This window comes from Candidatus Nitrosocosmicus agrestis, assembly GCF_008389435.1.
In the GTDB taxonomy this organism is placed as follows: domain Archaea; phylum Thermoproteota; class Nitrososphaeria; order Nitrososphaerales; family Nitrososphaeraceae; genus Nitrosocosmicus; species Nitrosocosmicus agrestis.
This window is the reverse complement of record NZ_VUYS01000001.1, coordinates 1-19,361: the sequence shown is the minus strand read 5'-3', so window position 1 is coordinate 19,361 and position 19,361 is coordinate 1. Positions and strand designations below refer to the sequence as shown.

Genomic DNA, 19,361 nt, shown 5'->3' with positions numbered 1-19,361 from the left:
TGATAGTCTTACTATCGTAAGGAATTTAATCCTCGTGCCCAGACTGTTACTAAGAAACATTCCAAATTGTCCTATTTTAAACACAAATGAGAATACATATCTCTAAGAATTTGTTGTATTATCAAGTGTCATAGAACCCTACTAGTTTGAGATTTAAACTTTTTTGAGAATAGTAAAATATGACCTTAGATTATATGCTTTCATATTTATGATTAATTTTGACAGAAACATGAATAAAAACCTGTTAACATACATAACAATGTTCTTTGGATTTGGTCTTTTCATAATATGCTATGATCAAACAGTAGTAGGTCAAAATCTTGATGTTAATAATAATACTGAACCAATCAGCTTTTTAAAACCAGAAATAAACTCCCTTGATATTTCAGAACCCATATATCAAACCATTAATGGGAGTTTCATAAGTACAAGAGAACTTTCTACCTCACCTACACTTGTGACAGAAGAAATGTTCGGAGAAGATGCAATTATGAAAGACATAGGCAACGTAAAAAACAATATGACCTTTATCAATACATACAATGCTCAATCCACCATAATACAGGGAAAAGGTAACGGAACGATAGAAACTTCGGATGGTCAAACCATAGATTGGATGTCTTCTGACATTGGCGTCATTAATGAAAGAGGCCTCATCTTTCATGGAATAATTCTATTTGATAACACAAATAGTGAAAAATTATCATTTCTAAATGGTAAATTAGGGATATATGAAGACTCTCCAGAAGTCCATAGAACTATTTGGTTATTGAACTAGATAATGCCAAGCACTTTTTTTCATCCTATTGTGATATCTATCGTTGATATAGAACACTGTTACCATGGGGGAACTTAATGCTTACAGATAGAACTGTTACTCAATATTATACTAAATAATGATGCTTTTTGTTGATTTTGTATTTTAGGATAAATGAGCCTTTACATTATTATATTTTTTTATAAATGCGATCATACTTAAAATGGCAATAAGGGATAAAGAGACGCTATAAACTACTGCCGTTTGAATGTTATATGTATCCCAGATAAAGCCAAAAGTAATATTACTTGTGAAAAAACAGACTCCTGTTACAAGACTATATAGCCCATAAGCCGTTCCTCTCAATTCAGATGGAACATATCTTGGAATTATTGCTCTTTGAACAGTTTCAGAAATACCAACATAAAATCCAAATACTGCAGCTAAAAAGTAAGCATAGGCTATATTGTTAAAAGATACAACCATTAGAATTGAAGATGTGACAAAAATAGTGTAACTTATCAAAAGAACCTTTTCTTTTCCTATCTTGTCCGCTAAGATACCTGCGGGAATTCCTACCATCGTATGTGCTATATTAATTACTGCATAAACTATTGGAATAAAACTTTGTTCAACTCCCAATTCTGACGCTTTTAAAAGAATAAATGAAAAGTTAAATGCTCCTAGACTAAATATTCCTGTAATAACTACAAGTATGACAAATGGTTTGTTTGATTTTATCATATCTTTTATATTTCCAAAGATAGTTGGCGGTGATGCAAGTTTTTTTGTTGCTACTTCTTTTACAAAGAAAACTAAAATTATTACAGCAATAGCTCCTGGTATTAGAGATAAAAGAAAAACATATTGTATGTCCATAAACTGCAGTATCGCAAAAGAAGCCAAAGGTCCAGCTATCGCACCCATCTGGTCAATTGTTCTGTGAATTCCAAATGCTTTTCCTGATATCGAATCGGATACTGAATCTGCAATCAAGGCGTCTCGGGGAGCGGTTCTTACTCCTTTTCCTATTCTGTCAGTTGCTCTAACAATAAATACATCTACCCAGCTACTAGAAATAGCAAAAAATGGTTTGCTTATCGTAGACAACCCATAACCTATTAATACAAAAATTTTTCTTTTTCTAACCTTATCAGACAACGAACCTGATATCATCCTAAAAATATAACTAGTGAGTTCAGATGAACCCTCTATTGCACCTAGAAGATCTCTGGATGCACCTAAATTATTTACTATAAATGTTGGTAATGATCCTAAAATCATCTCTGTCGAAAAATCTGTAAAAAAACTGACTAAACCCAAAAACAAAACGTTGCGAATACCTTTCGGCTTTTCATCTGTGGATTTGTCTTTGGATGGCATGCGTTATTACTTGCTTTTTTTAATAACCACTTCTGTTTATGTGTTAGGCTCTCCTAATACTGTATACCGAGAACAAATTTACAACTTTTTTTAGACTAATATGATTTTGTGAACCAACGATTCTTGTTCTTTATTTTTATCATCTACATCAATAAAAAAAGAATTTCTATTTTACTAGGATCTTTCTACCAAAGGGAACTTATCCCTGCGCGCTCAGACTGTTGCTACGAGTCAAACTAATTATATTGATATCAATTACTGCAAAATAATATTTGTTTTTATAGGCGAATACTAGAAGCATACCAATTTCCATGAGCAGCTTCGGTAAATACTACTATAACTTCTTCTTTGCCCACCTTCAATATTTTGACTATATCCTCCGTAATTGCTTCTGCTAGCCTATCATTTTCTTTTGGAGTTCTTCCACTCTACATCTGTACATTAACTATGGGCATAGTAATTATTCACTATCGAAACTAATAAGATTTTATTAGTAGAGTGATAAATTTCCTAAAGTAGATCTTATTAATTAACAGACTTGATTACACATCTTGGATTGGAGCCAACTGAATTGTTAGTTTAGACTTTACCCTATTTTATAATAAAGTGCAGAAGGAATTGCCTCAATAGAGGTTCTAAAATATTGTGAAAACTTGCTAAATAATTCTTTTTATACTGCTATAGTAAAAGCTATGTATGAAAAGCAAGTCAAAAGGCGCATTTATCGTATCGATTTTCATCCTTACTGCACTACTTACAACAGTATATCAAGTTCAAACATCAAATGGTTTCTCCTGGCCACACATTGATAGAAGTGACGGAAAAGCTCCAATAGCAGTTTCAGGCGATCATGTGTACGTAACCTGGTGGGGGAATAGTTCAGGAAATTATGAGGTGATGTTTAAAGCATCAGCTGATGGTGGACAAACATTTGGTGATAAAATTAGCTTGAGCAACTCTACAAATGGGACTTCTGTAGAAGCTGATGTTGCAACTTCAGGAGATAATGTATATGTTACATTCGCAGATAATAAATCCGGTTTCGCCGATGCTTATGTCATTACATCAAACGATAACGGAAAAACATTCAATCCGGCAATATTACTAACTGACAATACTAATTCAAGTCTAACAAATAAAACATACATGGCCCAAATGAATTATAACAAGGTAAAAATAGCTCCATATGAACTCAAGGTCGCAGCTGATGGTGATAATGTGTTTGTACTAGCAACAGGAGCTGAAAAGAACAGTACTTCTTACGAACCAGATGTATTCCTAAAAGTATCTAACGATAGCGGCAAGACTTTTGGCAAAGATATCAATTTGAGTCAATCAAAAGGGATTATTTCAGACAGAATACACATAAAGGCAATTGATGGTAAGGTGTATGTTACATGGTGGGAAAGAAATTTGGATGGTTCAGATACGCCAATGATGAAAATTAGCGATAATGGAGGACAAACATTTGGTGATAAAATAATACTCTCATCAAATTCCACTGATACCAATATTGGTGGCACATCCAGCTCCTGATAATTATACCATTTTTTTATCGTAGTCGTCAAATCAACTAAATATTATTTTGTACTTAGTAATTACTTTATTAAGTCAAATGTATTTGTTACCCGTAGACTTATTTATGAGATTACCTTGTTCATCGTTTCCAACATTGAAGTCTTATTCTTTGAGAAATTATATAATTCATTACGATTTATCACAGTCTCCTAATACATGTCTATGTATGAATTTTATACTGATTGTTCAAATTTGTTCCCTTGCTGTAAAATTACAATAGAATAAAACCTCAAACAAATATTGATTATAACAAGAATTATTAACTACGATGATAAAACCCTACTATCACCGGGAACTTAATCCCCATGCTCTCCTCCAAACTAACTGTATTTGAAATGGTAATGATATTATCTCTGCCCGAAATTTGAAAACCCTATTCCGAATACTCAAGTCAAGTCAATATTAAATTCTATTTAACCTAAAACTATATCCCATGGGTCGATGTCAAATCTGACTAATATTGGGGTAAAAAAATTTGGGAGGATATGTAAAATATTTTTACCCTAGCAAGGCATTATAACCTCTTTAACATGATTTTGCGATTGAGTTTTATATAAAATTCTCAAAATACATATGATATGATAAAACAGGAAATATTTCGATGGAATAATACTATAATGGATGAAATCAATAATTTTCTACAAAGAGGGAATCGGAAGATAATTAACATTCAGGTGGTGAAGGATTTTGATACTGTGCTTACTGGTGTAAATTATATAGTCTTTTATGAGGAAGGTGCTGACTTTACATTTTAGTTTTATAATTGCATACGAATTTCACAATACTAGATTTTTCACCAATAAAAATAAAAAGACTTGATCCAAATGTACTTGTCACTCAATTAACTATTCTTTATGAATAAAATTATTAAAAATGTAATTGTTTTCATGGGAACTATTTTTGCTATTTTCATGATATTTTTTGGATCGGCATATATCTATTCTGCAGTGATCGGAACTAATGATCATCGGGATGATCTGTTGTATTTTTTAACTTCAGGTTTTATGTGTCTGGCAATAGCATCTACAGTTCTCTTCCTATCAGTAAAGTTACACTATCACAAATAGAAAATAAAGAAATCGGATTAAAGTCGATAGTGAGTCCGAGTAGAATTGTTTTGTCTACTGATGTTATCAGAATTAAATGTATGAATCGATATGAATTGATATTATAAAAATAATTAAGGTGTGAAGAGTATAACAATAGTTTGAAATAATCGGGATTACTGGTTGCAACAAGTTTATTTAATTTAATGTGGATTGTATACTGATCAAGTTAAAAGAGAATTAAGTTTGATATTGACTAAGACACATCAATAACCTGGTGATTGACCGAATAATTTCTTACTATTTAGATAAAAGGTATCTATGGTTATTTGATTTAGTAAAATAGATAATAGATTCAATTCAACCTTGAACCGTGTCCCCACGCGCCCAACCTAATTGATACTGTATAGTGGTAATGATATAATAACTATTGGAATTTGAACGATTCCCAAATTTACATGTCAAATTAATTCTAGATCATATTCGGTTTTGAATCATGTCGATTTATGTGATCAGTGATGATATTAAGAAATTATTAGATCGTCTACATCTAATTTCTTAAATCAAAGTCATACTATAATAGATATTCTTTAATTTAATGAAGTTGCCAAGTTTGGCAATGAGATTCGAGTTTCCCAAAGGGATAGCCGTGGATGATTTGGGTCATCTGTATGTGGCTGATGATGGCAACTGCCGCGTTCAAAAGTTTGACACAAACGGCAACTTTATCAGTGAATGGGGAAAGCGCGATTGACAAGGTGATTTAAATCAATCACAAGAGACATACCTTCCCAAACCATAAAATATTATTTAATTCAAATTAGGATTATTGAATCGATAGCGTTGGACTTTGGAATAGTTTTGATTCACTATGAAGTAAAGAAAAATTGAAAGTAAGATATCATTTGATTTTACGATTTTATTTGCTATAATTAGATTCAATTTTGAATTGTATCCCATGCATTTATCCAATCAGAAAACACCAATATTTAAATTTCTTTAACCTGTCTTGATTCCGACAGCCTATCCATCTCGATCTTCTCTCTTTGATCTGCAAAACCTTTGCAATACCCATAAATCCAGTCGTCGTGCTTGTGATTGATATCATTCATATTAATCCATCGGTTTACTTTACCTTCTCTATTTATTATGCGAGCATCCGATCTTCCTTTGCTGTATCCTTCATTAAACTGTTCAGGAATTACTGTCATCTGAATTCTCTCTTCTTTATGGTTTCAGTTCTTCATATCTTTTAGTGGCGCCAGTAAGGTTTTGAGTTCTCTCCAACCCTTGAACCGTATCCCTACACGCAGATACTAAAATAACAAAAATAATAGAAGGAAAAGTTTCTTGAAATACCCTTACTATAATGACTTTTATCGTTGATTGGGCAAGCTTACACTAGCCTTCATCAACTTTCAGTTAGCTGGCAATTAAAATCTGCAATACATTCACTTTCCTTGCTCATTTTTTTGAAGATGTATATTTCCATATCTATTATTCCAGTTTGTAGGGGAGTGTCAGGTTCAAAATATTCTTGTATATTCTATTTAGGATCGCTTTAATTTTAATGCCGGACTGTTAAATAAATGGTAGTAATAAAAATGAAGCTGAAACTTCTCCTCGTTAATTGCTTCAATTTTAGCGAAGATATTAGTAATCTTTGTACACATGATGAGGTTATGATGAATCAGTTGTAAGAAAAAACTTGAAAAACCTCATCATTACTGTATTTATAACATAGCGAGTTCAAAAATGCTGCTAATGGGTTCAGTCAAAAATCAAATACTTTTGCGTAAATTGACCTGACCTGTACTGGCCGAAATGGATTAACCCTGGTATTTGTTGCTGAAAATGGACCAAAACTCACTAATCAAATGGTTGAAAATTTGGATAATTGCAACAGAGAGTGAGAAAGAAAATAATAATCACACCAAGGTCAGTTTAATGTACCATTAACTCGATACAAGAGTAACCCTTGGCAAACCAGATTACAAGAAAAGAAATGAAAAGAAATGATTGTTGATTTTATCGTCACGTGACATCTCAAAACAAGAAATAATGAATCTCATCTAATCTCGCCCAAATCAGCAAAGATATGGATTCTAATTCTTGTGTCAATTCCTGTAATTTTTGTTTAAATAAGATTTGGTATATAGATATATTAAGGTAGATTAATTCTACTTTTGTGTCGCAAGTGACACAGGTTTTATTCTCACAAAAGAAAAAAAACAATACTAAAGCACAGATGAGAAGATCTATACGTTTATATATTTACATCTTATCGTATTTAAAGGTTGTTGTTATTGTTATCATACGAATTGGTTGGTTGGTAAGTGTAATATTTTTCCACTCAGATCACGAAATACAAACAATCTCATCCGCTTGACATGAATCAGTATGATTTTCTTTTTCAGAGTAAACAATCCAAATAGTAACCTAACTGTCCAAATTGTCAATTATCTTTTTTATCGTACTTTTTGCTCTTATTATAATACAAATACGTTCATCTGACTTTGCTATTTCAAATGCTCAGAATGTATTTTAGAAACTGTCGATGTTATTGTATTGTATCTATACCTGGTGATTTTCTATCTATCAGATATTTGATGTGTACTAATAATTTCAAATCGGTTTTTTAGATTCTCTTGTACTATCAAAGTAAAAATATGTTTTTTTTTCAGCCAATATAGGTTGTGATCACTAAAGGTTAGTATGAGTATATCAGCATTGATACAATAAATTAGATAGAGAGCGAGACTACTGAATTTAATTACATGTATTCTATATGTTAAAACTATATTGCCATAAGGAACTTAGTCCCCACGCGCCCAAACTAAATGATACTAAAGAGAGTAGCAACATTCTGTTTGTCCGCTAAGATTATCATTATTTTTCAAAGGTAAATTGACTATGGACGATAAATCGATAAAAAAATTCTGTACAACGTACATAATGGGCAAGATTATAGTTATACCTTGGCACATATTTTAATCACTATTGGCAATCTTTAAACTCATTACTTCATTCCAATATTTTTCAAAAACTATTTCTTGTACAAAAATGATGGATTCCTTTGTAGTAAAATGCCCAATCATTTGATTAGATGGTTTAATACTACATCGGAGCATCGATTTCCCATCGCTTATTATCGTTAATTCGCTAAATTTGTCTAATATACTCGAAAATTCATACTGTATTTGCTGACCTAAACCTAAGCCATTAATAAAATTGAATTTACTTTTGATATCATCATCAATCATATCGGATAGAATTCTGATCCTTACTCCTCTTTTTAATAAAACCAAAGTTTGGATTAGAAAATCAGTGGTCAAGATTATTAGATTAAGTAGTTTTGAGGAAGAAATCAGTAACAATTCAGCTCTACTTTGTTGTATTAGTAAGTCTACTTGTTTCTTGATCTCCTTAGCGTTTGTTAATGCGTTTTGATAGTCAGGAATGCTTTGATATTCTAATTCTTTGGTCCTAGCGGATAATGGTATTGCTATTTCCCACATCTTGTTAAATAGATCTTGCTGTCTATCAACTAGTGCTTTAGAATTGCTCCATAATGTTTGATCTGGCTGTTCACTCTCTTTGTGAAAAATAAAAACCATATATGCTCGATTATCAAAAATTCCAAAATTGCCTTTTATTCCATCTATATGTTTGATTTCATGGAATTTTATTGTGTTTATGAAGTCGATATTTTCCTTATTTACATCTACTATCATTCTTGCTTTAATCCCATTTTCCTCAATTTTTCTGTCGATCATATCAATCCCATCCTTGAAGTATTTCAATATAAAACTATACACTAGAGGATCAATGACTGTATCGTATCCTTTTTCTGTGATGCCAATTGAATCAACTACCATTTCAAGCATCATTGTGGGATCAGCAATTACATCTGTAACTTCTGGATAATGGTATTTCGATCCCTTTAACTGACGAAATGTTAATTCGTCCACTATATTGTATTTTTTATCCATTTTATTAAAAAGTTTCATAGTGTATTCCAAATGATCAGAGTTAGCCACGTATACGCTTGCTCATACTCTTATGGTTCTATCGACCACGATTTATGCTCTGAAAATAGTAGAGTACTAGTAAATATACTTTATACAAATCTTAAAACAAATTGGCTCAAAAGTAATTTCTATTTTACCCAATGAATTGATCTTTTTACATAGAGATTTTATTCCACCTTGAACCGTGTCCCCTCGCGCCCAGATTGTTACTAACCATACAGTATAATATATTGTATGTTGAGCACTAATAATATGATCAGATCAAGGAATTCATTATGTCATTTGAGGTTGTGGAACCCTACTACAATAAGAAAGTTCAGCTCCACATAGGAAATTTTTTTTAACTCTCTCATATTACGCTCTATATTGTCATTTGGCATGATTGCAGACTCAAAACCAAATATATGCTAGCATATTTGATACCATAATGTAAAGGCTGCTACAAATACAAATACATCTACTACATTATGAGTATTGAATTTGAATAGCACTCATTGTTTGAATCAATCTCTTGGTTTGTTAATGATATCCATCATAGCACTATTCTTTGTATCTACCAGTATTTTCAAACAGCAGGATCAGCTACTAGCTCAACAATACATCGAGACTGTAAAGTTTAGAGATTTGGTAATAGATTTAGACAATGGGGTTAAGACTAGTGCTCAATTGACTCTTCCGGAATTGGAAAATGACCATTTCCAGGTATTCTTCTTATTTCAGGTTCTGGTGTAACTGATAAGAATGGGACAGTAGGATATATTCATCATGATACTTCCAATCAAACAACTTCTACCCCAACACCACTATTACAGATAGCTCAATATCTTTCAGAAAGGGGGATTGGAGTCCTTAGATATGACAAGAGAGATGTTGGTACAAATAATACGATATTGGATCCAAACATATGGATGGATGCTACTGCCAGCGATCTAATTAAAGACAGTAAAAAAGCCTTAAATGTTCTAATAAAGCAGCCAGAAATAGATCCTAAGCGTATAAGCGTAATTGGTCATAGCGAAGGCACAATGTATGCCCCAAGAATTGCAATAGATAATTCAACAATAGTAAAGAATGTGATTCTTATGGGTACTTTAGCTCAGAATCCAGTTAAAGACTTGTACTACTATCCGGTAGTAACTTCGCCATTAGATTATGCAAAACAAGTATTAGACAAAAATAACACAGACTCGATATCAATAAAAGACTTATCTGCATATCAACTACTAACAAAATTCCTATTACCTATATCTATTTTAAATACTAATAGTACCCAAGACATAGCAAAGGCTTTACAAAAGAATTTTGGTAGTAAAGAGTCAATAGACATCGAAAAAGAACTCCAGTCCCTGTTCATAAAGAAATATGATAACCTTACATCTTTCAGTTTGTCTAAATGCAATCTTCTTAGACCGTGTCCTATATGGTGGCAATCAATATCTAATTTGGAACCAAACCCAAGTATTATAGGGAATATATCCAAATCTACAGATGTTCTCCTACTTAATGGGGAAAATGATTCTCAGACGCCAGTCCAACAAGCATTTCTATTACAACAGCGACTAACTGAATTAAATCATCCAGATCATACGTTGATAACATATCCCAATCTTGGTCATTTATTTTCTCCTTCGCCAAAGTGGTCTACGGGACAGGGACCAATTGAACAATATGTTTTGGCAGACCTTTATACCTGGCTTGAGGCTCACTCAGGACTATCGCATTCCTCTATTTATACAACTAAACATAATACTACTTTAGATACAAATTCACATTCGTCTGGAGGTTGATAAATTTCGTATATAACATCTTTTGTTCCTAATTCATAAAAATAGGGCTAGGTTGATTCTTCTTGTGCTAGAATCCTATTACCCCCAGGAACTTAATCACCACGCGCCCAAACTAAATGATAATGTATGTGGTAGCGATATTATCTCAAGCCTGGATTTGACTTTCTTTTTTTCTGACTCATGTCATTTTGATTCTAAATTTTATTCAACTTTAAATAATACACCCAGTAACTAGAGGAAATACGGTAAATAATATGAAGCATTCAAACATAACTATATGCAATCAAACAATCTTTTTATTCAAGAAATAATAAACAGAGCAAGAGTAGCTAGACTTTCTACCCTCGATCATAATAAACAAATACCTCATATAGTACCTGTGGTTTTTGCATTTGATAGGCATTATTATTATATACCGTTAGATAATAAAAGAAAAGAACAACCAGTCGAAAAACTAAAAAGAGTTAGAAATATTCAATACCATCCTAATGTTGCGTTACTCATAGATGAATATGATGAGGATTGGAGCAAATTGGTTTTTGTAATGATTCAAGGTAAAGCATATCTAATTGGAGAAAAAAATGTAGAAGAAAACGACGAATGCTGTGAATGTGATAATAATAGCAATAAAATTCCTTCATTAAAAGAGGGACATAAATTACTTTATCAAAAATATAATCAATACCAAAAAGTAGGAATTGGTCAACATTGTATAATAGTTAAACCACAAAAAATAATATTTTGGAAGAGTGAATGATTTTTTTCTTTTGATTAATTTTATCTACCTAGCAAATTTTGAAAATTGCTTTGTAAGATCGATCATTTTATCAATATCTTTGCCAATCGGTGAAAAGTTATATGCAAATATTATATGATCCACATCTAGGTCTTTTATTTTCCTTATATCGTCACCAATTTCATCAATCGTTCCTGTCAATATGGGTCTATCAACATTATTATGAGAATTAAAAGTATTATCCTGAAGATATGGATAAGCTAGGAGAATAATCTTAAAATTAGCAGAATCTTTACCTGTATTGGTTATTTCATTTCTAAGGTTATTCACAACACTTTGAACATAACCAAATGGCGCAATACCACCAATAATGCCAAGCCAACCATTTAAATCATTTTCAACTATTCTTCTTATTGCATTGGGGCTAAAACCGCCAAGATAGATTGGAACATGTGGCTTTTGTATCGGTTTCGGTCCAATCCTTGATTTGGGTATATTATAATACTGTCCTTTAAATTCAACATCTTCATCCATCCATATCCTTTTTAGCATCTTGACGTATTCATCGGCTCTTTTTCCCTTGTTATTAAATGGAATATTAGAAGCTTGGTATTCATCCTTGGACCAGCCTATTCCAAATCCAGACATGACTCTACCTTCAGAAAATACATCCAGCGTAGCAAGTCTTCTTGCTAAAATTACGGGATTATGAAATAGCATATCTAATACAGATGTGCCTAAGGAAATTTTATTGGTATTTGCAGCTAAGAATGTGAGTGTCTCTAAAGGATCAAACATTATTTGGTATTCTTGAGGAAGACTTCCGTCTGGAGTTGCAGGGTAAGGAGTTTGAGGGTTAATCGGCCAAAGAAGTCTTTCAAATGTCCATATAGAATCAAAACCTTCGCTTTCTGCAGCTTGTGCCATATGTAGCATATTTTCTTTTGTTGCCTGTGAACCCGCTTGTGGTAGTGAGATACCAACTTTCAAGATGAATAAAGTGATTCTTGTAATATTAAAACATTTTAGTGGATAAAATCAAAACATTCATCGAACATCCGTTCTATATCAATAGCGGTAGCGATATTAATCCCTCTCCATTCCTACTCGTATTTATCATCTATTATTTCCTTTAATAAATAACTGAAAAATCATCAATAATAGATTATATCAAAATCTTAAATCCTATCTGATGCAGTAGCGTTATAGTATTCTTGTATTGTTATTATTCTTATTTTCCAGCCTTACAATTTAATTCTAGAACTGTTAAAAATTAGGATATTGTACAGAGCTAGCAAATCCGATATAATTTTTTCTATGCCACTAAATATTAAGCATACAAGATTAACTTTAATAAAATTTATCTTCTGGACCTTTGCTTGATGTATTATGGTATTCTAACCCTGCTACCACTAGGACCTTAATCCCCACGCGTCCAAACTAAATGATACTCAGTATAGTAATAAACGAAAGCTAAAAACTAGGTATAAAGGCTGACTATAGCCAACAAAATACATGATGGCTATCTTATGTCAGGAAATTCAATTATTTCTTTTCTTTTTTTAGCCTCTACATATGAAAGATATATTATGAACCTTTTTTATGGTGTTTTGATGGTTAAAGTATCCGTATTTATAGGTGTTAGTCTGGATGGATTCATAGCCAGGTTAGATGGTAATGTTGACTGGCTAAATGAAGCTAATAAAAAAGTGACTCCTGGAGAGGATTTTGGCTTTAATAGTTTCTTAGATTCTGTAGACTGCATAGTAATGGGAAGGAAGACCTTTGAGCAAGTAATAACCTTCAATGAATGGGCGTATAGAGAAATCAAGATGATTGTTTTGACAACCAAAAATATCGAAATCCCAAATAGTCTAACGGGAGTAGCTTCTACCTCTAATTTGTGTACTGAAGAATTAATGAACCAATTGATAGATGATTCCATCAAACACGTGTATGTAGACGGGGGACTTGTCATACAGGATTTCCTCTCATCAGGATTGGTTAACGAAATTACTGTAACTATTGTTCCTATACTCATAGGTAAAGGTAAATCATTTTCTAACTCATTAACAAAGGACTTGAATTTAACTCATTTGAAAACAACTATATTTAATTTCGGATTTGTTCAGAATAAGTATAAAGTTGATTGATTTGGCTGCAAAATGAGCAGTATTTAATCTCGACTATTATTTAGCCGGCTTCAATATCTTTATTTACTCTGTCTAGGTTTACTTGTTAGCAGTAAAATGCTTTTCTATTAGGTTGTATTTTTTTGCAGTGTAGACTCCTAGTGTTATCAGAACTTTGCTATTACTCCACAGACTCACATCTGAATTTGGATGTTTTTGTAAGATCTCTATCTAGGGAATCTTCTCTTAATTGTTTCATGTTAATCTTAATACCTTATAGAAATGGCAATTCTTTCTAATATTAATAATATACGATTACTTGATACTTTAAATATATTTTTTGTTTTTGATTTTGAATGATCTTCACGATGACTAATTCCCAAAAGATTATTGAACGAGATAAATATTTTCTAATAACATTTATGATCAAATTTAGATTAAATCCATTCAAACCCTTTTTCCAATCCTTCTCTATAATATCAGCGATTGCGCTAGGATCACTGTCACTAGGAACTTGATCTCACGCTCACCCAAACTAAATGATACTAATAACAGGTAATTGTATTACACACTAGCCCAATTGACTAACATTAATATAATGTTTCAATAGATGCAGAGAAAGATAAAGAACTTATTTTACAACATATGACTAATTATTTGATTTCAATTTTAGACAAAAGCATCTAATGTAAGTTCACTGTAAATGGTCCAACGGTTGTTTTATACAAAAACATTGCATTCCAACAAAACCGAAGAATCAAATCTAATTCTGGGCGATAAAATATCATAAAGTAAGGAAATTTTCTGGTCATCTCTCCAACTGCAATATTCTAATGAGAATAATATTACAAATAACACTGTATATGTGTAAATTTTTGAAATACTAGCGAACTTTCAATTAGAATTGTCCAAAGAAAATGTAAAACTATGATGGATTTTTATAGTCATTAATATACCAAAATTTGATGAAAGAAAGACTACAAATAACAATTATTGCGTTAGTAGTTGCAACAATAGCTGTAACACCGGCATTGGTAATGAATCAATCCGCAGAAGCAGCAAGTCATACAACAAAGTGCGAAGCCGAGAAGGGAAAGTCAGCCGAATGGATTAAGGGATGTAAAGACGGCTGGTTCAATTGGGATCAATGCGGCACCAACTATCCACATGGAAGCAAAGAGTTCTATGAAGGTTATAAGGCTGGATGGGAGAAGGGAAAAGCGAACAATCCAAATGTTTCTTGTCCAAATGGTCGGGGATTATAAACCTCTTTTTAATTTTTTGTCATCGTTTTAAATACTTACTATACATTAAATCAGATCCATCGTGCATCAAAGACAAACATGGCCAATATGATAGAAGAACTCATTTCCTATTAAATACCATAGAGCCCAATTAGTTTCAGAATTTCTTCATTTAATTCTATAACTGCTAGAATATTAGAGTATTGCACCTAGTTAGCAAATGCCATATATTTTTTCTATTATAGCAAATATATGAATAAAACAAATATTCACAACAAAAACAAACTCATTGTCGCATCAATCGCAATAGTGGTCGCATTAGCTTTGATAGCAAGTCCCCTAGTGGCTATGGATAATGACGCCTTTGCAACGCATAAGAAAGGAAACAAAGCAAAACAGTCAATAGAGCAATCACAATCATCAAATCAAAATGCTGGGTGTGTCTCTGGTGGAACAACATTCCTCTCATGTAATAATCTAAGCTTGCAACATCAAAAAAACACTGGTAACAACGCATTAGCTCAAAGTGGTCAAGGCGGCAACGTTGGAGACCAAAGTATCAGCCAATCACAATCCTCAAGCCAAACAAGCAATGTAGTTTCTGGTGGAGATACAATAGGCTCCGGAAACAACATCAACGTCCAAAACCAGGAAAACTCTGGTAGCAATGCAGCAGCACAAAGCTAAGTCCAACTAAACATTTCTATGAAAATATTTCTTCTTTATCTTTAGTTAGTGATAAGCACAAAACAATTCCGGGGCAACCGATTATTCATAAATCCCTATCTATAATACAAAATCATTGTAATTTTAAAAACCCATGATGATGGTATTCAGAATTTGGGAACAAAAAGGCCATAAGGAAAAAGCAGAGCACATAGGGCAATTGATTGGCCTTCTTGTTCTTAATGATATCGCTGTGGAGGTACCAGTGAATCCCTTTTGAGGCAGCCATCTAACATGTCTAAAAGAATGGTTTCTTATACATGACTTTGTGTCTTGGAGAAATCCATTTCACATCATCACCTGTCATAATATATCGCAAAAGAGATATTTACAATTTCCCATATTCTTTAAAATAAAGTATTATCATAAAATTAAAATTTGTTTTTTGATTATATATTATTTTTACAATTATCTCCCATCCTCGGATATGATCTAGAACAGGTAGTGCATGTACCGTCACATAAAAAGATTACCAAACCATGAGAAGTAATAATAATACTTTGAGATATACATCCCATTCTTTTTGTTACTATCACTTCACATTGTAGTTGCCTTTAATCAAAGTTATGTATATTTACTTTTAAATATAACTATATAACAAGAGTGATTCGATATTTATTGGCAGCCTATTATTTGATATAAAGAAAAAATTCAAATGAACTCAGGGATTTTTTAATATCTTTTGATCAACTTTTCCCTTCTTATTCTACTCGTTCCAAGTCCACGAAATGACCTGGTCCTTAACTTGTAACTGCAGCAAGGACAGTACGGGCTACCATCCCATTTTATGAAAATTTCGCAGACACTGCATCTCTTGTGTCCTTGGGCGTATCTGGAAGAAATAGATGGAATTTTCTTTGCTTTGTATCTTTCACATATCCCATTGCAGCTCATAATAATCGACCCACAGAATAAATTTTTAAGAATTGAGAAATAAATTTTTTATTCCATTGATTGAGGGAAAAAAAGTCATAGCCAAGTATCGATTTGGCAAATCTCCTAAAGAAGGCCATTGACAGAATAAATTCTAATATCTTGTGATTTACTTTTAGCAAATCGCAAAAGGAGTTGTATGTCTTCTTTGACTGTTAATTTATGTTTCGTCCTAGAATAAAGAAAAAAAGTGTTTACCATGATCCTTTAAATAATCTTATTTGTCATTGATAGTCTGTAGATATTTCTTTTATTCCTGTATTTGAGTAACTCTCTGACTACCAGATATGCTACTACGCCTCCTAACACAGAAATTCCACAGGCCAATAGAATGTCGCTTGCAGTCATGTTATACAACCCAGGAACACCGTGTCCAAACGCTCCAGGAGACAAAGCTGCTTGGACTTTAGCTTGTGCCATCTCTAGTGATTGATACCATGGATCATTAGTTTGCAATTGTAGCTGTTGTGCTGCATAAGCAGTCATACCTCTGGTAGATATTGATGTCAGAGGGATTAATCCTAACGTGGATATTACCCCTATTGACAATATCTTGGGCAATGACTTTACTCTCTGCATTATTTGATTTTGAGATGTTTGGCGGATGATTTTGGTTATAAATTCTCTTGTATTCATAACTTGATCACCTTATATAATTTTTTAATATCTGTAATATATTATTTACTTCAATGATTAAATGAACAATAGTGTTAGAAAAATTTATATTTGAAACATTTATTACATATATAAGGTGATTTGAATGTTTGACTATTGGGATAGAGATATAATTCCAAGAAAAAATTCATTCAGAAGCTTTTTTGATGAAATGGATAGAGAATTTGCACAAGCCGAAGAGATGATAAACAGGGTATTTAACACCGCAAGAGGTATTAGCCCTACGACTGTGGATTCATTCAGAGAGGGCTCAACATTTCCATATTATTACGGATATCAAATAACAGTGGGTCCTGACGGAAAGCCTCATGTACGAGAATTTGGAAATGTTAAACCTGGCGCTCAAGGTCTCGTAGAACAATCAAGCGTTAGACAGCCATTAGTTGATACAGCAATTGATGAAAAGAACAACACTTTGACCATCACTGCAGAAATGCCTGGTTTATCCAAGGAAAATATCACGGTACATGCAACTGAAAATCTTGTGACTATTCATGGAGAAAAGGATCAGAAAAAATACCATACAGAAATACCTCTCAATGTAGAAATAGATGATTCCGCTACAAAGGCTGGTTACTCAAATGGTATCCTTGAGCTGAAATTAAAATTAAAGAAGCAGCAAGCAAAACCAAATGGAAAAGAGATAAAAATAGAATAAGACAAGGTGAGAGCGTATATAGCTTCTCAATTTTTTTGTAAAAGAACGACTGGTTAAGGTGATAATATGATATGGTTGATCCAAAGGATAACACCAATAATAATAAACAAAATCCAACAATTTCACTAAAAATTGCTGAAACTGATCCGAAGTTTGTAGGGAAGGGAATGGCTCTTGTAGATCCAGAAGTAATGGAGGAATTACAACTAAAGGCTGGAGATGTAATCGAGGTTATAAGCAAAAAAAATAAAAAAACTTATGTCTTGCTTTGGTCGAGCCCACCATCTGATTATGGAAAAGGTCTCATACGAGTAGACGGATATACCCGCAATAACTTGGGTGAGGGGATCGATGACCGTATAACCATTAAAAAAGTTGAAAATATAGAAAAATCAGAGCAAATTATACTTTCTCCAACAGAAGAACTCAATATTGTAGGCTTGGAGGAACACCTGCCGGAACTACTAGATGGAAGGATAGTAACTAGAGGTGATGTAATTCCATTAAATATAATGGGAAGAAAGATCGGCTTTGTAATTAACAGTATTAGTCCTATCAACAAGGTCACCATGGTGGATTCCCGTTTAACTGAATTTATTATCAGCTCTATTTCAAAAGAAACATCCAGAGGGGTAATGCCTAGAATAACATATGAAGATATAGGTGGCCTCAAGAATGAAGTACAAAAAGTTAGAGAAATGATAGAGCTTCCTCTTAGACATCCTGAAATATTTGAAAGAATAGGAATAGAAGCACCTAAGGGTGTTCTTTTATATGGACCTCCAGGAACTGGAAAAACACTGTTAGCAAAAGCCGTTGCCAATGAAACAAACGCAAACTTTTATTCTATTGGTGGGCCAGAAATTATGAGTAAATTCTATGGCGAGTCCGAAGAGCGATTAAGAGAGATATTTAAACAGGCTGAAGAAAGCGCTCCTTCTATCATATTCATAGATGAAATAGATTCAATTGCACCAAAAAGAGAAGAAGTTTCTGGCGATATAGAAAAAAGAATTGTGTCTCAATTATTGACTATGATGGATGGATTGATGGGAAGAGGAAAGGTTGTAGTAATTGGAGCTACAAATAGACCTAATGCCATCGACCCAGCTTTAAGAAGACCTGGAAGATTTGATAGAGAAATTGAAATAGGGATACCAGACAAGAATGGAAGATTAGATATTCTTCAAATTCATACGAGAGGAATGCCATTAACAGATAATATTAACCTCGAACAATTTGCCAAAGTAACTCACGGTTTTGTTGGAGCTGATCTAGAATCTTTATCAAAAGAAGCTGCCATGAGATCCCTTCGTAGAGAACTGCCTAAAATAAACATGGAGCAGTCAAAAATCCCTATTGAGATCTTAAACAAAATAAAAATAACTAATAATGACTTTGAAGATGCCTTAAAGGATATACAACCTTCTGCATTGAGAGAGATTCAGATTCAAAGACCTAATGTATCTTGGGACGACATTGGGGGATTGTCGGAAATCAAGGAAGAATTATCACAAGTGGTAGAGTGGCCACTCAAATATCCTGAACTATTTACAGAAGGCGATGTAAAACCACCAAAAGGTATCTTGTTATATGGTCCACCCGGTACTGGAAAAACTTTGATAGCAAAGGCCGTTGCAGCCACGTCAGAATCCAATTTCATTAGTGTTAAAGG

General features: G+C 32.9%; 17 protein-coding genes and 1 pseudogene. 11 read left to right on the top strand and 7 right to left on the bottom strand.

Annotated elements, in window-relative coordinates; all coding sequences use genetic code 11:
- Window positions 1-163: 163 nt before the first annotated feature.
- A complete protein-coding gene (locus F1Z66_RS00090) occupies window positions 164-778 on the top strand; it encodes a hypothetical protein (RefSeq protein ID WP_159357299.1) in 615 nt (204 codons plus the stop codon).
- A gap of 144 nt (window positions 779-922) precedes the next feature.
- Here F1Z66_RS00090 and F1Z66_RS00085 read toward each other — a convergent pair whose 3' ends face one another.
- Window positions 923-2,140 carry an MFS transporter gene (locus F1Z66_RS00085; protein ID WP_149861570.1) on the bottom strand — a complete coding sequence of 406 codons (1,218 nt, stop codon included), beginning with the start codon at window positions 2,138-2,140 and terminating at the stop codon, window positions 923-925.
- 278 nt (window positions 2,141-2,418) lie between these two features.
- Window positions 2,419-2,553 (bottom strand): annotated as a pseudogene (locus F1Z66_RS16340) (tautomerase family protein); the annotation flags it as partial.
- Between the two features lie 283 nt (window positions 2,554-2,836).
- Between F1Z66_RS16340 and F1Z66_RS00075 the strand changes: the two are divergent.
- Both F1Z66_RS00075 and F1Z66_RS00070 read left to right on the top strand, forming a co-directional pair.
- A complete protein-coding gene (locus F1Z66_RS00075; protein ID WP_149861569.1) occupies window positions 2,837-3,676 on the top strand; it encodes a sialidase family protein in 840 nt (279 codons plus the stop codon).
- A 1,686-nt stretch (window positions 3,677-5,362) separates the two neighbouring features.
- Entirely contained in the window at window positions 5,363-5,518 is a 156-nt protein-coding gene (locus F1Z66_RS00070) for a hypothetical protein (RefSeq protein WP_149861568.1), read from the top strand.
- Window positions 5,519-5,753: 235 nt separating this feature from the next.
- On the opposite strand, the gene F1Z66_RS00065 is transcribed toward F1Z66_RS00070, so the two are convergent.
- Complete coding sequence (locus F1Z66_RS00065; protein ID WP_149861567.1) at window positions 5,754-5,975, bottom strand: hypothetical protein; 222 nt, start codon at window positions 5,973-5,975, stop codon at window positions 5,754-5,756.
- A gap of 1,779 nt (window positions 5,976-7,754) precedes the next feature.
- Window positions 7,755-8,804, bottom strand: a complete 1,050-nt coding sequence (locus F1Z66_RS00060) for a hypothetical protein (protein WP_149861566.1) — start codon at window positions 8,802-8,804, stop codon at window positions 7,755-7,757.
- Between the two features lie 489 nt (window positions 8,805-9,293).
- Between F1Z66_RS00060 and F1Z66_RS00055 the strand changes: the two genes are divergently transcribed.
- From F1Z66_RS00055 to F1Z66_RS00045, 3 genes are all read left to right on the top strand, one after another.
- Window positions 9,294-9,527, top strand: coding sequence for a hypothetical protein (locus tag F1Z66_RS00055; protein ID WP_149861565.1), 234 nt, complete (start codon window positions 9,294-9,296; stop codon window positions 9,525-9,527).
- Between the two features lie 158 nt (window positions 9,528-9,685).
- Complete coding sequence (locus F1Z66_RS00050; RefSeq protein ID WP_149861564.1) at window positions 9,686-10,582, top strand: alpha/beta hydrolase family protein; 897 nt, start codon at window positions 9,686-9,688, stop codon at window positions 10,580-10,582.
- A 277-nt stretch (window positions 10,583-10,859) separates the two neighbouring features.
- The gene (locus F1Z66_RS00045) at window positions 10,860-11,339 is read left to right on the top strand and encodes a pyridoxamine 5'-phosphate oxidase family protein (RefSeq protein ID WP_149861563.1); all 480 of its coding nucleotides are present in this window, start codon (window positions 10,860-10,862) and stop codon (window positions 11,337-11,339) included.
- A 24-nt stretch (window positions 11,340-11,363) separates the two neighbouring features.
- Here F1Z66_RS00045 and F1Z66_RS00040 read toward each other — a convergent pair whose 3' ends face one another.
- The gene (locus F1Z66_RS00040; protein WP_149861562.1) at window positions 11,364-12,308 is read right to left on the bottom strand and encodes a TIGR03619 family F420-dependent LLM class oxidoreductase; all 945 of its coding nucleotides are present in this window, start codon (window positions 12,306-12,308) and stop codon (window positions 11,364-11,366) included.
- Between the two features lie 623 nt (window positions 12,309-12,931).
- Here F1Z66_RS00040 and F1Z66_RS00035 point away from each other — a divergent pair.
- From F1Z66_RS00035 to F1Z66_RS00025, 3 genes are all read left to right on the top strand, one after another.
- Window positions 12,932-13,471 carry a dihydrofolate reductase family protein gene (locus F1Z66_RS00035; RefSeq protein ID WP_201448678.1) on the top strand — a complete coding sequence of 180 codons (540 nt, stop codon included), beginning with the start codon at window positions 12,932-12,934 and terminating at the stop codon, window positions 13,469-13,471.
- Window positions 13,472-14,415: 944 nt separating this feature from the next.
- Complete coding sequence (locus tag F1Z66_RS00030) at window positions 14,416-14,715, top strand: hypothetical protein (protein WP_149861561.1); 300 nt, start codon at window positions 14,416-14,418, stop codon at window positions 14,713-14,715.
- A 231-nt stretch (window positions 14,716-14,946) separates the two neighbouring features.
- Window positions 14,947-15,381: a hypothetical protein gene (locus F1Z66_RS00025; protein ID WP_149861560.1), complete on the top strand. Its 435-nt coding sequence runs from the start codon at window positions 14,947-14,949 to the stop codon at window positions 15,379-15,381.
- Between the two features lie 711 nt (window positions 15,382-16,092).
- Here the strand turns inward: F1Z66_RS00025 and F1Z66_RS00020 are convergent.
- Together F1Z66_RS00020 and F1Z66_RS00015 are read right to left on the bottom strand one after the other, a co-directional pair.
- Entirely contained in the window at window positions 16,093-16,314 is a 222-nt protein-coding gene (locus tag F1Z66_RS00020; protein WP_201448677.1) for a hypothetical protein, read from the bottom strand.
- A 246-nt stretch (window positions 16,315-16,560) separates the two neighbouring features.
- On the bottom strand, window positions 16,561-16,989 hold the full coding sequence (locus tag F1Z66_RS00015) for a hypothetical protein (protein WP_149861558.1): 429 nt from the start codon (window positions 16,987-16,989) through the stop codon (window positions 16,561-16,563).
- A 124-nt stretch (window positions 16,990-17,113) separates the two neighbouring features.
- Between F1Z66_RS00015 and hsp20 the strand changes: the two genes are divergently transcribed.
- Both hsp20 and F1Z66_RS16330 read left to right on the top strand, forming a co-directional pair.
- Entirely contained in the window at window positions 17,114-17,686 is a 573-nt protein-coding gene (gene hsp20 / locus F1Z66_RS00010) for an archaeal heat shock protein Hsp20 (protein WP_149861557.1), read from the top strand.
- Window positions 17,687-17,757: 71 nt separating this feature from the next.
- Window positions 17,758-19,361: AAA family ATPase (locus F1Z66_RS16330; protein WP_149861556.1), on the top strand; the 1,604-nt coding region annotated here is incomplete at its 3' end.

Excerpts from the sequence above, each read along its gene's own strand:
- F1Z66_RS00085 (WP_149861570.1), bottom strand. The coding sequence starts at position 2,140 with ATGCCATCCAAAGACAAATCCACAGATGAAAAGCCGAAAGGTATTCGC.
- F1Z66_RS00075 (WP_149861569.1), top strand. The coding sequence starts at position 2,837 with ATGAAAAGCAAGTCAAAAGGCGCATTTATCGTATCGATTTTCATCCTT.
- F1Z66_RS00070 (WP_149861568.1), top strand. The coding sequence starts at position 5,363 with ATGAAGTTGCCAAGTTTGGCAATGAGATTCGAGTTTCCCAAAGGGATA.
- F1Z66_RS00065 (WP_149861567.1), bottom strand. The coding sequence starts at position 5,975 with ATGACAGTAATTCCTGAACAGTTTAATGAAGGATACAGCAAAGGAAGA.
- F1Z66_RS00045 (WP_149861563.1), top strand. The coding sequence starts at position 10,860 with ATGCAATCAAACAATCTTTTTATTCAAGAAATAATAAACAGAGCAAGA.
- F1Z66_RS00035 (WP_201448678.1), top strand. The coding sequence starts at position 12,932 with ATGGTTAAAGTATCCGTATTTATAGGTGTTAGTCTGGATGGATTCATA.
- F1Z66_RS00030 (WP_149861561.1), top strand. The coding sequence starts at position 14,416 with ATGAAAGAAAGACTACAAATAACAATTATTGCGTTAGTAGTTGCAACA.
- F1Z66_RS00025 (WP_149861560.1), top strand. The coding sequence starts at position 14,947 with ATGAATAAAACAAATATTCACAACAAAAACAAACTCATTGTCGCATCA.
- F1Z66_RS00020 (WP_201448677.1), bottom strand. The coding sequence starts at position 16,314 with ATGAGCTGCAATGGGATATGTGAAAGATACAAAGCAAAGAAAATTCCA.
- F1Z66_RS00015 (WP_149861558.1), bottom strand. The coding sequence starts at position 16,989 with ATGAATACAAGAGAATTTATAACCAAAATCATCCGCCAAACATCTCAA.
- hsp20 (WP_149861557.1), top strand. The coding sequence starts at position 17,114 with ATGTTTGACTATTGGGATAGAGATATAATTCCAAGAAAAAATTCATTC.